We start from the raw sequence: 12,956 nt of genomic DNA on the forward strand, positions 1-12,956 counted from the left end.
TGTGCCGGGCGTGCGCCTGTAACAGCGGGGATAGGACGATATGGCTGACGGAGAACGGTCGGCGCTGGGCCTGTCGGTGGGGGCCACCAACTTGGCGGCCGTGACCGCCGATCGTGCGGTGACCCGCAAGCCGGTGTTGACCCTTTATCAGCAGCGTCCACCCGAGGTAGGTGTGCCGTCGGAAAACCCCAGACTCAACGAGCCGGGGCTGGTGATCACCGATTTCGTCGACCGGGTGGGCGATCCGGTCGAAATCGTGGCCTCCGATGGCACAACCCACCGCGCCGAGACGCTCCTCGCCGACGCGCTGCGGGCACTGGCGTATACGGCGACGGGTGGTCGTGGGCTGCCCGATGCGGTGGTGATCACCCATCCCGCGCACTGGGGGCAGCCGGCGGTAGAGGCATTGCAAGTGGCGTTGAGCCGGGTGCCCGAATGGTCGGGCGGCCGCGTGTCGCTGCTGAGAGACTCGGTGGCCGCGGCGGCCGCCCTGCAGGCGAATCCCGGGCTGCCGAGCCGCGGAATCATCGCGCTGTGCGATTTCGGTGGCAGCGGGACCAGCCTCACTCTGCTCGACGCCGCCAGAGGCTACGGTCCGGTCGCGCCCACCCTGCGGCACACGGATTTCTCCGGCGACGTGGTCGACCAGGCGCTGCTCAACCGAGTCGTCGGTGATCTGTCATCGGCGGGTTCGTTCGACACGGCCGCCACCTCAGCGATCGGTCCGCTGACCCGGTTGCGGGCAGCTTGCCGGCGCGCCAAAGAAGAGCTCTCCTCGACCACCGCGACCACGTTGACCGCCGATGTGCCGGGGTATCGCGGCGATATCCGGGTCACCCGAAGCGAACTCGACGAAGCGATCCGCCAGCCGTTGGAGGGCTTTGTTGCGGCTATTCAAGAAGCCTTGCAGCGCAACGGGATCCGTGCGGCGGACCTGGTAGCCGTCGCCTCGGTGGGCGGGGGCGCGAGCATTCCTGCGATCACCACGGCGCTGTCGGATCGCCTTCGCGCGCCGGTGATTACCACCCCTCGACCGCACCTGACGGCCGGCATCGGTGCGGCGTTGCAGGCCGCGCGCGGCCCGGCCGACGACGGCGAGACGGCGATAGCGCAGACGGCGACCGGGCTGGGGGCGGCGCTCGATCCCACCACCGTGACCGAAGCACCTCCCGAACCGAGTCCCGAGCCGGCGCTGGCCTGGTCGGAGGCCGACGACGACTCCGGAATCATGCCCCTACGCACCGGTGAATATCCTGCGCCGCGCAGCGAGGCCGCGGCGCGACCCGTCAGGCCGCAGCGAACGACAGAGCGTCCGGTGAGGCCCCACGCGGCAGCCGAGCCCTGGTACCGGCGGCCGGCTGTGGTCATCCTGGGCACCGCGCTGGTGGTGCTGGCGATCGGTGCCGCGGTCGTGATCGCCCTTCGTCATGCGGCCGGCAGCGCACCGAGCACGCCGACACCGAGTGTCAGCACCGCGCCGCCGAGCAGCGAAAGTCCGGCCCCATCGAACACAACAGATACCCAGGCACCGGGGAGTTCTCCGTCGTCGACCGCATCGGATACCGGGACACCCTCGTCGACGACCTCGGAATCATCGACGACAACCACTACGCAACCGCCGACGACGACCACACAAACGACGACGCAGCCGACCACGACCACTCAGTCACCGCCAGCGGGGATACCGGGAATCCCGCGGATCCCCGGGATTCCGCGCATCGCTCCTCAGCCGGAGCCGGGTTTTGGCGGGCGCTAGCTAGCCTTCTTGCGAGACGTCCTCGGACTTGTCGTCCTGCGATTCTTCGTCTTGCTGCTGTTCGCGCTTTTGTTGCTCTTCCTTGCCGAACTTCGGATTGCCCTCGTCGTCAAGCCATTCGTTGACCGCGGTGCCCGTGATGGTCCTATCAGTGCCGGGCATCACCGCGGTTTTCCTACTGTCGTCGTAGGCCTTCGTCATATCTTCGACTTTTTGCTTGCCTTCCTCGCTCAGCTCGGTCGGCTCTTCAGAAGTCTGCTGCTGGTCCTGCTCGTCGCTTTCTTGGCTGCTCTGTTGTTCTTCGTCCTGGTCGCCCATGTCCTTCCCCCTGATGAGTTCGTGGTCGGTTATCGGCAGTGCTCGGTGACTACCCGCTGCCGCGATCGGTCCAAACTGCGCAATCAGCCCGGCTTCGGGTAGCTGACGCCGGTGAGCTGCTCGGAGACTTCCCACAACCGTCGGCAATCGGCGTCGTCACGAGCGCGCGCGGGCACCTTGGCCAGCTTGACGCCACCGCCGGCGGTCTCGTAGATACCGCGGGGACCGTAAAACGCACCGCCCTGGGCCTCGGGGGAAGCCGCCGCGTAGAGCGCGGGCAGGATTCCTTCGTCGATCTCCTGCCACAGGAACGGAGTCAAGCGCCATGAGGTCTTGTAGAGCCGCTCCATCAGTGACGGCCTGGTCCGGCCGTGCGAAGGGCCGCTGATCTGCAGGTTGGTCTTGGTCAGGCCGGGATGTGCGGCGGTGGAGACGATGCCCCAACCGCCCGCCCGGCTGCGCTTGTCGAGCTCTCGGGCGAACATCAAAACCGCCAGCTTCGACTGACCGTAGGCCTGCATCGGCGCATACGACTTCTCGAATTGGAGGTCGTCGAAGTGGATTTTTCCGCTTTGGCGAGCCGCGAGGCTGCTCAGCGAGACAACGCGCGCGCGGTCGGCGGCGCGCAATAGCGGAAGCACATGCGCCGTGAGCGCGAAATGCCCAAGATGATTACTGCCGAACTGCAATTCGAATCCGTCGGCGGTGGTGTCGCGTTCCGGCGGCGTCATGACGCCGGCGTTGTTGATCAGGATGTCGATCGGGCGGCCGTCGGCGTTGAGTTGTTCACCGAGAGCCGCGACGCTGGCCAGCGATGACAGGTCGAGGGGCTTGATGGTCAGCTTCGCATCGGGCTCAGTCGTGCGAATCTGCTCGATCGCCGCCTCACCCTTGGCCCGGTTGCGGATCGCCATGACGACGTCGGCGCCGGCTGCCGACAGCCGACGAGCCAATCCGAACCCCAGGCCGCTGTTGGATCCGGTGACGACGGCCAGCTTTCCGGAAAGATCGGGCACGGTTGCATCAAGATCGCTGGCCATGGCTATCACTCCTCGTTGGATACCTCGGCCAATCGTAGAACAAAGGCGCCACAACCAGGTGTTTTCACCAAATCAACGCGCTGCCAGGCAGATTCGACGATGACACCTCGACGCACGGCGAACCGTGACAAACTGCGCGGATGAATGGTGCACGGGTTGCGGTACGGGTTGGCCTTGTTACGGGCATCCTGACGCTCGTGGTGGCGGTCGTCGGCTTCGTAGTCACGCTCGTTCTCAACGCGTTCGTGTTCGGGAAGTACAACGCGTACGGGGAGGTGCCCATCCCGGGATCGGGCAGCGTGCACTTGCCGGCAGGTGAGGTCACCGTCAATTTCCACACCGAGGTCATTGGGAGTCCGCGCGGTGGGGGACTGCCGATCCCCCAACTCAAGCTGGGTATCGACCCGCCCGCGGGCGTTCCACAGCCGACTGTCACCGAAAGCATCGGCAGCACAACGACGGTCAACAACGATTCGCATGTGCGGGTTTGGCGGGTTCAAGTTCCGGCCGAAGGCACGTATCACATCAGGACCGACGGCCGGGTCGGCGGTTTCATCAGCCCCCGACTGGCGTTCGGCCGAAAGAGCCCTTACGGCTCACTGGTTTGGTTGTTCGTCGCACTGTTCGTAATCGGTCTACTGAATCTGACTTGCGTGCTGTGGTGGTCGATGCGCTCGCGGCGGTCGAAGCGACGAACAGTGGCGCCGCCACAGCCCGTCCCGGCAGATGTGCCGGGCGACGAGGGAATCAAGCTGGAGCAACTGAAAACGCTGTCGTCGCTGCGGGATTCCGGGGCCTTGACCGACGCGGAGTTCGAGGCCGAGAAGCGCAGGATCCTCGACGGTCGCTAGCCCGTTTGGCCTCCGCGCCGCCCTCTCGCTTTGGTGCGAGCGTGCGTGTGTGATCTAGTGGCCTCTGGCCACCCAGTCGTCGTAGTGCACGATTTCGTCCCCGACGGTGGTGCTGTCGCCGTGACCGGTGTAGACGATGGTGTCCGGGGGAAGCGTGCCGAGTCGTTCCGAGATCGACTGCAGGATCGTCGGGAAGTCCGAAAACGAGCGCCCGGTGGCGCCGGGGCCGCCTTGGAAGAGCGTGTCGCCGCTGAACACCGCACCCAAATCGGGGGCATACCAGCACACCGATCCGGGGGAGTGGCCCGGCGTGTGCAGGGCTCGCAGCTCCGTTCCGGCGAGACTCACCGTGTCACCGTCGGATACCGACCGAAAGTCCTTGTCCGGGTGGGTCATCCGCCACAGCATGTCATCGCCGGGATGTAGCAGCACCGGCGCATCGAGCGGCTTGCCGAGTTCAGGTGCCACCGTCACGTGGTCGTTGTGACCATGCGTGCAGACCACTGCGACCACATTGCGGCCGCCGACGGCCTTAACAATCGGTTCCGCAATATGTGCGGCGTCGAACACCACGACATCGGACTCGTCGCCCACGATCCAGATGTTGTTGTCGACTTCCCAACTGCCGCCGTCGAGTTCGAAGGTGCCGTGCGTGACCACGCGTTCGATGGGAGTCACAGCATCACCACCGAGCGCAGCACGGTACCCGTGTGCATCTTGTGGAATGCCTCCTCGACATCGCCGAGACCTATGCGTTCGGAGACGAACTCATCCAGCGGCAGCCGGCCCTGCAGATACAGGTCGATCAGAGTGGGGAAGTCACGCTCGGGCAGGCAGTCGCCGTACCACGACGACTTCAGCGCCCCGCCGTGGGAGAAGAAGTCCAAAAGCGGCATGTCCAGGCGCATATCCGGGGTCGGGACACCAACCAGCACAACGGTTCCCGCCAGATCACGGGCGTAGAACGCCTGCTTCCAGGTTTCCGGTCGGCCGACGGCGTCGATGACCACATTGGCGCCGAACCCATCGGTGAGATCCTGGATGGTCTTCACGGCGTCGAGTTCACGGGCGTTGACCGTGTGGGTGGCGCCGAACTTGCGGGCCCAGTCCAGTTTGGTGTTGTCGGTGTCGACGGCGATGATCCGCCTGGCGCCGACCAGCGCCGCACCGGCGATCGCGGCGTCGCCCACGCCGCCGCAGCCGATCACCGCCACGGTGTCGTCGCGGGTGACCGCAGCGGTGTTGATGGCGGCGCCGAGTCCGGCCATCACCCCACACCCGAGCAGGCCGGCCACCGCGGGATCGGCGGCGGCGTCGACCTTGGTGCATTGCCCGGCCTGCACCAACGTCTTGTCGGCGAAGGCGCCGATGCCCAGGGCCGGCGAGAGCTCGGTGCCGTCGGTGAGCGTCATCTTCTGCTCGGCGTTGAAGGTGTCGAAGCAGTATTGCGGTCGGCCGCGTTTGCAGGCCCGGCATTGCCCGCACACCGCGCGCCAGTTCAGGATCACGAAATCGCCCGGTTCCACCGCCGTCACGCCCGCGCCGACCGATTCCACGGTGCCCGCCGCTTCATGGCCGAGCAGGAAGGGATAGTCGTCGGTGATGCCACCCTCGCGGTATGTGAGGTCCGTATGGCACACCCCGCAGGCGGTGACGTCGACCACGACCTCGCCGGGCCCGGGGTCTGGGACGACGATGTCCACCAACTCCACGGGGTCGCCCTTCTTTCGTGAAATCACGCCGCGCACTGTCTGACCCATGCGCTCCAACCTAATCTGTCCGGCTTGTCAGCCGCGGCGCCGGTGTGGCGTAGCTTCGTCAGGCATGACCACACTCAACGAAGGCCCGGCGACTCCGGCCGAGGAAACCACCGAACAGTTCGCCGAACGGATGGTCAGCGCGATAGACAACGCCTGCCTGGCAATGCTCGTCAGCATCGGACACCAGACCGGCCTGTTCGACACGATGGCCAAACTCCCGCCGGCTACCAGCGATCAGATCGCCGACGCGGCCGGACTCAACGAACGCTACGTGCGGGAGTGGCTGGGCGGCACGGCCGCCGGGCGGATCGTCGACTACGACCCCGCGTCGGCGACGTATTCCCTTCCGCCGAGTCACGCCCCCGTGCTGACCCGCGCCGCGGGCCCCGACAATCTTGCCCGGGTCGCTCATCTCATTCCGATGATGGGCGAAATCGAGCAGAAGATCATCGGCTGCTTCCAGAACGGCGGCGGCTTGTCCTACAGCGAGTATCCGCGTTTCCACGCGTTGATGGCCGAGCAGAGCGGCGAGGTGTTCGACGCGGCATTGGTCGACGTGATCCTGCCGTTGGCCGGCGGGCTGCCCGAACAACTGCGCGCCGGCGCCGACGTGGCCGACTTCGGTTGCGGCAGTGGACATGCCATCAACGTGATGGCACAGGCGTTTCCGGCCAGTCGGTTCACCGGCGTGGACTTTTCGGAGGAGGCGCTGGCCGTCGCTACCGCGGAGGCCGAACGGCTCGGGCTGCAGAACGTGCGGTTCGAGCGTATGGATCTCACCGAGCTCGACATCACCGAGGCCTACGACGTGGTGACCGTGTTCGACGCGATCCACGACCAGGCCCAGCCGGCGCGGGTACTGGCCAATATCTTTCGCGCGCTGCGACCCGGAGGGGTCTTCCTGATGGTCGACATCAAGGCGTCCAGTCGGCTGGAAGACAACATCGGGGTCCCGCTCGCCCCGTTCCTCTACACGGTGTCGACGATGCACTGCATGAGCGTGTCGCTGGCTCTCGACGGCGCCGGGCTGGGGACGGTGTGGGGCCAGCAGCTGGCCACGTCGATGCTCGCCGACGCCGGATTCCGTGAAGTGCGCACTCAGGAGATCGAGTCCGATCCGATCAACCTCTACTACGTTGCGAGGAAGTGATGTGCCTGCGCTTGAGTTGATCGACGACTGGCCTGTGGCGAATGCCGCGGCCGCCGTCGTCGGCCCCTCTGGCAGCTTGGCCACCCACGGCGACCCCAACCGGCGCTTCGCGCTGGCGTCGGTGACCAAACTCCTGGTCGCACGGGCCGTGCAGATCGCAATCGAGGAAGGTGTCGTCGAACTGGACACCGAGGCAGGGCCGCCGGGCTCCACGGTCCGGCATCTGCTGGCGCACGCCTCTGGGTTGGCGATGCACTCCGACCACATCCTGGCCAAGCCCGGCAGCCGCCGGATGTACTCCAACCAGGGCTTTACCGTGCTCGCCGAGACGGTGGAGCAGGCGTCGGGCATCGAGTTCGGTCGCTACCTCGCCGAGGCGGTGTTGGAGCCGCTGGGAATGGCCGCCACCCGGCTCGACGGCGGCACGGAGGCGGCCGGTTTCGGCGTGACCTCGACGCTAGCCGACCTGGCCGCCTTCGCCGGTGATCTGCTGCGCCCGGCGACGGTATCGCCGCAGATGCACGCCGACGTATCCACAGTGCAGTTTCCCGGACTGGACGGGGTACTGCCCGGATACGGCATGCAGCGGCCCAACGACTGGGGGCTGGGCTTCGAAATCAGGGATTCGAAGTCGCCGCACTGGACCGGGTCGAGGAATTCCACCCGCAGCTATGGGCATTTCGGCCAATCGGGCACGTTCATCTGGGCAGATCCGGAGGCGGACCTGGTGTTGGTGGTGCTCACCGACCGCGAGTTCGGCGAATGGGCGCTGCCGATCTGGCCGGCGCTCTCGGACACAGTGATATCGGAATTCGCCGGAGACTAGCGCAACAGAGGTCTCACAAGGCACAATAGACACGCCAACAACATCAGTCTGCTCGTCGGGTTCACCAGGTCGTTGGGGAAGACGTCCCTCGTGGAGCCGAAGGAGCAGCAAATGCGTGCGTCGAACCAGTTCGCCGACGCGACAACCGGCGTGGTGTACATCCACGCCTCGCCCGCCGCGGTGTGCCCGCATGTCGAGTGGGCGTTGTCGTCGACCCTGTCGGCCCAGCCCCATCTGAGGTGGACGCCGCAACCGGCGATGCCCGGGCAATTGCGTGCGGTGACCAACTGGGTTGGCCCGGTGGGCACCGGCGCACGGTTGGCCAACGCCCTGCGTTCTTGGTCGGTGCTGCGCTTCGAGGTCACCGAGGATCCCAGCCCCGGCGTCGACGGGCAGCGGTTCAGCCACACGCCACAGCTGGGGCTGTGGAGCGGGACGACGAGCGCCAACGGCGACATCGTGGTCGGCGAGATGCGGCTGCGGGCGATGATGGCCGACGGCGCCGACGCGCTGGCCGCCGAACTGGACTCGGCGCTGGGCACGGCATGGGACGAGGCGCTCGAGGTGTATCGCGACGGCGGCGACGGCGCCGAGGTGTCCTGGCTCAGCCGCGGGGTGGGGTAAGCACCCGCAGCGCGCCGGGAACCGCCGAGATTTCGGCGGGCAATGCGCAAGCGAATTCCCCGTCGGCATAGGCGTTGATGCCCGGCGATTCGACGTCGACGGATGCCGCTCGCGCCGTCGTCACTTCGGGCAGGCCGACGTGGGTGCCTTTGTACACGGTGGGGAACAAGCGGATCAGCCTGGCGCGCGACGCGGAATGCACCATGGTGATGTCGAGTTGGCCGTCGGAGTGATTTGCGTTGGGGCAGATCATCATTCCGCCGCCATAGCTGCGGGTGTTGCCGAATGCGGCCAGGGTCAGGTCGGTGGCGATCTCCTCGCGTCCGTCGAGCACCAGCCGGAACGGCAACAGCCGTAGCCGGGACAGTTCGGCGAGCATCGCCAGGTTGTAGCGCATCCGACCGCGCGGCCAACGCATCCGGTTGGCCCTGTCGGTGACCAGCGAGTCGAATCCCGCGGCCGCGACGGTGCCGAACCATTTGGTGCTGCCCCCGCGTTCGGCGATCCGGCCCAAGTCAACGGTTTCCGTCCACCCGTCGGCGACGACGTCCGCGGCGGCGGCGGGATCCTTGGTGGGCAGGCCGTATTCGCGGGCGTGATCGTTGCCGGTGCCCGCCGGAATGATGCCCAGCGGAATATCGGTGCCGGCCAGAGCCTGCAGCGCGTCGGCGATCACGCCGTCGCCGCCGACGACCACCGCCGCGTCGGTGCCACGGTCGAGCGCGTCGCGCAGCAGCCAACGGGCGTGTTCGGCGTCGGTGCCGACGATTTCGACGACGTCGATGCCGCGCTTCTGGAGCCGTGCGATCGCTTTTTCCGCGGCGTGCGGGGCGTTGCCGTGCCCCGACGCCGGATTGGTGAGCACGGTCACCTGAGCGATCTCGCGCTTCACGGAATCAGCTTGCCGGGGTTGAGGATTCCGGCGGGGTCGAGCGTCGACTTGACCGCGCGCAGCACTTTCACGCCCAATTCGCCCACCTCGTCGTGCATCCACGGCCGGTGGTCTGCGCCGACCGCGTGATGATGGGTGATCGTTCCGCCGGCGGCCATGATCGCATCCGAAGCGGCGGCCTTGGCGGCGCGCCACTGTTCGATGGGATTGCCCCGTTGGCCGGCGACCACCGTGAAATACAGGGAAGCGCCGATGGCGTACACGTGCGAAATGTGGCACAGCACCAGTGCGGGCGTGCCGGATTCGGCCAGCGCGCCGCTCAGCGCATCGGTGACGGCGGCCTTCAGCGCGGGAATGTTGGACCAATCGGTGGCCGTTTCCAGCGTCTCGCACAGCGCACCGGCGGCCAACAATGAGTCGCGCAGATACGGCGCGCTGAACCGGCCCCGCTCCCACGCCCGCGCCGGGGCTTCGCCCAGCGAGGTGCCGCCGTTGGCCTCCAGCAGCGCCCGGGTTTCGGCATGTCTGCTCTCGGCGTGCGCCGCCGTGCCCTCGAATACCGTGATCGCCAGGCAGCCACCGGCGATCTGTGTTTCGCCGATCGCCTCGGTGGTGGCCAGGTTGACCCCGGTCTCGGCTTCGTCGGAAAGCCGGATCACCGTCGGCCCGGTGCCGGTCTGGGCGACGGCACGCAATGCGCTTGTGCCGGTGGCGAAGTCGGGAAACGACCAGGCCTCGTAGCGGGTGGCTTCCGGCATCGGGTGCACGCGCACCCGGACCCGGCTGATCACACCGAAGACGCCCTCCGACCCGATCAGCAGTTGGCGCAGATCGGGACCGGCCGCCGACTGCGGGGCCCGGCCCAGGTCCAGCACTCCGGCGGGGGTGATGGCCCGCAATCCGCGGATCATGTCGTCGAAGCGGCCGTATCCGGCCGAGTCCTGGCCCGACGACCGGGTCGCGGCAAAGCCTCCGAGGCTGGCGAACTCGAAGCTCTGCGGGAAATGCCCGAGCGAGAAACCGCGTTCACCGAGGAGCTGCTCTGCCCGCGGGCCGGTGACGCCGGCGCCGAGCTCCGCTTCGCCGGAGACCTCGTCGAGGCTGAGCAGTTGGTCGAGCCGTCGCAGGTCCAGCGACACCACCGCGCCGAATTCGCCGCGGATCGGGTCGAGTCCACCGACCACGCTGGTGCCGCCGCCGAACGGGACGACGGCGATGCCGTGCTGCGAGCAATACCGCAGGATTGCGGCGATCTCGTCGTCATCGCCGGGCAACAGCACCGCGTCGGGCGCCTCCTGCACGCCGGAATCCTTGCGCCGCAACAGATCCAAAGTCGACTTGCCACCGGCGTGCAGCAACCGGTCGCGGTCCTCGATGCGACAGTAGTCGGCTCCGACGATGGCGGTCAGCGCGTCGCGGTCATCCTTCGGCAGCTCCGAGGGGCGCAGCCGCACCTGGTCGGCCTGCAGTTCAGGCGCGTCTCCGTCCGTCACGCCGAGGGCCTGATCGAGCAGCGACCGGATTCCCTGGGAGAGGGGCTTGGCCTGCGCAGGGTCACCCCAGGCATTCCATTTCATTGGCGGGCGCAACTCGTCAGACATGCGTTACAGTATTACACATGGTGTCAATCAGTAACGCCTCCGCGGACACCGGAGAACGGATACTGGCGGCCGCCGCCAGCTGCGTGATCGATTTCGGGGTCGACCGCGTGACGCTGGCCGAGATCGCGCGGCGCGCAGGGGTGAGCAGGCCGACGGTCTATCGCCGCTGGCCGGACACCCGGTCGATCCTGGCGGGCCTGCTGACCAGCCGCATCGCCGCCGCGGTGCGTGAGGTGCCGGCACGCGGGGACGGCCGCAAGGCCTTGGTCGACCGGGTGGTGGCGGTGGCCGAACGGCTGCGGCGCGACGACCTGGTGATGGCGGTGCTGCGCTCGGAGTTGGCGATGGTTTACATCACGCAGCGGCTCGGCGCCAGCCAGCAGATGCTGGTCGACGCGCTGGCCGACGACCTGCGTGCGGCACAGCGCGACGGCAGCGTGCGGCCTGGCGACCCCCGCCGGCTCGCCGCGATGGTGCTGCTGATCACCCAATCGGCGATCCAGTCCGCGCCAATAGTCCGGCCGATTTTGGCCGATGACGCGCTGGCCGCCGAGCTCACCTACTCGTTGAACGGATACCTGTCCTGATGCCGACTGCACTCAACGCGGCGCGACGCGCCGCCGACCTGGCCGCGCTGGCCGATGGTGCCCAGCTGGATGTCGTGGTGATCGGCGGCGGCATCACCGGCGCCGGCATAGCGCTTGATGCGGCGTCCCGAGGGCTGCGGGTGGCGCTGGTGGAAAAGCATGATCTGGCGTTCGGCACCAGCCGGTGGAGCTCCAAGCTGGTGCACGGCGGCCTGCGGTATCTGGCGACGGGCAACGTGGGCATCGCCCGGCGCAGCGCTGTGGAGCGCGGAATCCTGATGACCCGCAATGCTCCTCATCTGGTCCGCGCGATGCCGCAATTGGTTCCGTTGCTGCCGTCGATGGGCCGCCTCGAGCGGACCCTGGTGCGGGCCGGCTTCATCGCCGGTGATGTGTTGCGCAAGACGGCGGGCACGCCGGCGTCTGTCCTGCCCAGTTCGCGGCGGATTTCTGCGCAGCACGTCGTCGAGCTGGCTCCGGCCGTGAGGCAAGCGGGCCTCGACGGTGGCCTGCTCGCCTACGACGGGCAGCTGATCGACGACGCGCGGTTGGTTACTGCGGTGGCGCGTACCGCCGCTCAGCACGGCGCCCGGATTCTCACCTACGTGGCGGCATCCGGGGCCACGGGCACCTGGGTACGGCTGACCGATCAGCGCACTGGCGAATCGTTCGACGTGTCCGCCCGTGCCGTCATCAACGCCGCCGGGGTGTGGGCCGCCGAGATCGACCCGTCATTGTCGCTGCGTCCCAGCCGGGGGACACACCTCGTGTTCGACGCAAATGCGTTGGGCAATCCCACTGCGGCGCTGACGATTCCGATACCGGGCGAGCTCAACCGTTTCGTGTTCGCCATGCCCGAACAGCTTGGGCGGATCTACCTCGGCTTGACAGACGAGGATGCGCCCGGACCGATTCCTGATGTGCCACAACCGAGTTCGGACGAGGTCACATTTCTGCTGGACACGGTGAACACCGCGCTGGGTATCAGGCTGGACACCGGCGATGTGATCGGCGCCTATGCCGGGCTGCGGCCGCTGATCGACACCGGCGCGGGCCGTACGGCCGACGTGTCGCGTGACCATGCCGTCGTCGAGTCGCCGTCGGGGGTGATCAGCGTGATCGGCGGCAAGCTCACCGAATACCGCCATATGGCCCAGGACGTGCTTGATCGAGCGGTCCAGTTGCGGGGATTGGTAGCCGCCGCCGAGTGCCAGACCCGAAACCTGCCGTTGGTCGGGGCGCCGGCTAATCCGGGGTCGACCGTCCCGCCGATGGCCGGGCTGCCGGAGTCGCTGGTACTGCGTTATGGGGCCGAGGCCGCCCAAGTCGTCGCCGCTGCCACCTGTGAGCGGCCCGGCGACCCGGTGGCCGACGGAATCGACGTGATCCGGGCCGAGTTCGAATACGCGGTCACCCATGAGGGAGCGCTTGACGTCGGCGACATCGTGGACCGCCGGACTCGGATCGGTTTGGTGGCCGCCGATCGCAAACGGGTGCTTGGCGTGGCCGAGGAGTTTCTGGCGCGTTTCGGCTGACCGGATACCATGGAAC

Annotated in this window: 13 protein-coding genes; 7 read left to right on the forward strand and 6 right to left on the reverse strand. The window is 67.3% G+C overall.

Annotated elements, in window-relative coordinates; genetic code table 11:
- Positions 1–40: 40 nt before the first annotated feature.
- Entirely contained in the window at positions 41–1,756 is a 1,716-nt protein-coding gene (locus AWC06_RS20050) for an Hsp70 family protein (protein ID WP_085199727.1), read from the forward strand.
- Here the strand turns inward: AWC06_RS20050 and AWC06_RS20055 are convergent, their stop codons facing one another.
- Together AWC06_RS20055 and AWC06_RS20060 are read right to left on the reverse strand one after the other, a co-directional pair.
- On the reverse strand, positions 1,757–2,074 hold the full coding sequence (locus AWC06_RS20055; RefSeq protein ID WP_085199728.1) for a hypothetical protein: 318 nt from the start codon (positions 2,072–2,074) through the stop codon (positions 1,757–1,759).
- Between the two features lie 83 nt (positions 2,075–2,157).
- On the reverse strand, positions 2,158–3,114 hold the full coding sequence (locus tag AWC06_RS20060) for an SDR family oxidoreductase (RefSeq protein WP_085199729.1): 957 nt from the start codon (positions 3,112–3,114) through the stop codon (positions 2,158–2,160).
- A 140-nt stretch (positions 3,115–3,254) separates the two neighbouring features.
- On the opposite strand from AWC06_RS20060, the gene AWC06_RS20065 reads away from it, so the two are divergent.
- Complete coding sequence (locus AWC06_RS20065) at positions 3,255–3,965, forward strand: SHOCT domain-containing protein (RefSeq protein WP_085199730.1); 711 nt, start codon at positions 3,255–3,257, stop codon at positions 3,963–3,965.
- Between the two features lie 54 nt (positions 3,966–4,019).
- On the opposite strand, the gene AWC06_RS20070 is transcribed toward AWC06_RS20065, so the two are convergent.
- The gene (locus AWC06_RS20070) at positions 4,020–4,643 is read right to left on the reverse strand and encodes an MBL fold metallo-hydrolase (RefSeq protein WP_085199731.1); all 624 of its coding nucleotides are present in this window, start codon (positions 4,641–4,643) and stop codon (positions 4,020–4,022) included.
- Positions 4,640–5,725, reverse strand: a complete 1,086-nt coding sequence (locus AWC06_RS20075; RefSeq protein WP_085199732.1) for an S-(hydroxymethyl)mycothiol dehydrogenase — start codon at positions 5,723–5,725, stop codon at positions 4,640–4,642. Before AWC06_RS20075 ends, AWC06_RS20070 begins: the two co-directional genes overlap by 4 nt.
- A gap of 64 nt (positions 5,726–5,789) precedes the next feature.
- Between AWC06_RS20075 and AWC06_RS20080 the strand changes: the two genes are divergently transcribed.
- The 3 genes from AWC06_RS20080 (at position 5,790) to AWC06_RS20090 (ending at position 8,325) form a co-directional block, all read left to right on the forward strand.
- The gene (locus tag AWC06_RS20080; RefSeq protein WP_085199733.1) at positions 5,790–6,875 is read left to right on the forward strand and encodes a class I SAM-dependent methyltransferase; all 1,086 of its coding nucleotides are present in this window, start codon (positions 5,790–5,792) and stop codon (positions 6,873–6,875) included.
- 1 nt (position 6,876) lies between these two features.
- Positions 6,877–7,701 carry a serine hydrolase domain-containing protein gene (locus AWC06_RS20085; RefSeq protein ID WP_085199734.1) on the forward strand — a complete coding sequence of 275 codons (825 nt, stop codon included), beginning with the start codon at positions 6,877–6,879 and terminating at the stop codon, positions 7,699–7,701.
- Positions 7,702–7,812: 111 nt separating this feature from the next.
- Entirely contained in the window at positions 7,813–8,325 is a 513-nt protein-coding gene (locus tag AWC06_RS20090; protein ID WP_085200073.1) for a DUF3145 domain-containing protein, read from the forward strand.
- Here the strand turns inward: AWC06_RS20090 and AWC06_RS20095 are convergent.
- Positions 8,306–9,217: a diacylglycerol kinase gene (locus AWC06_RS20095; RefSeq protein ID WP_085199735.1), complete on the reverse strand. Its 912-nt coding sequence runs from the start codon at positions 9,215–9,217 to the stop codon at positions 8,306–8,308. The genes AWC06_RS20090 and AWC06_RS20095 overlap by 20 nt on opposite strands.
- Positions 9,214–10,794 carry an FAD-binding oxidoreductase gene (locus AWC06_RS20100; protein WP_085200074.1) on the reverse strand — a complete coding sequence of 527 codons (1,581 nt, stop codon included), beginning with the start codon at positions 10,792–10,794 and terminating at the stop codon, positions 9,214–9,216. The genes AWC06_RS20095 and AWC06_RS20100 overlap by 4 nt, the downstream gene beginning before the upstream one ends.
- A gap of 41 nt (positions 10,795–10,835) precedes the next feature.
- Here AWC06_RS20100 and AWC06_RS20105 point away from each other — a divergent pair, with 41 nt between their 5' ends.
- Both AWC06_RS20105 and AWC06_RS20110 read left to right on the forward strand, forming a co-directional pair.
- A complete protein-coding gene (locus tag AWC06_RS20105; RefSeq protein ID WP_085199736.1) occupies positions 10,836–11,405 on the forward strand; it encodes a TetR/AcrR family transcriptional regulator in 570 nt (189 codons plus the stop codon).
- The gene (locus AWC06_RS20110) at positions 11,405–12,940 is read left to right on the forward strand and encodes a glycerol-3-phosphate dehydrogenase/oxidase (protein ID WP_085199737.1); all 1,536 of its coding nucleotides are present in this window, start codon (positions 11,405–11,407) and stop codon (positions 12,938–12,940) included. Before AWC06_RS20105 ends, AWC06_RS20110 begins: the two co-directional genes overlap by 1 nt.
- Positions 12,941–12,956 lie beyond the last annotated feature (16 nt).

This window comes from Mycobacterium fragae (assembly GCF_002102185.1).
In the GTDB taxonomy this organism is placed as follows: Bacteria; Actinomycetota; Actinomycetes; order Mycobacteriales; family Mycobacteriaceae; genus Mycobacterium; species Mycobacterium fragae.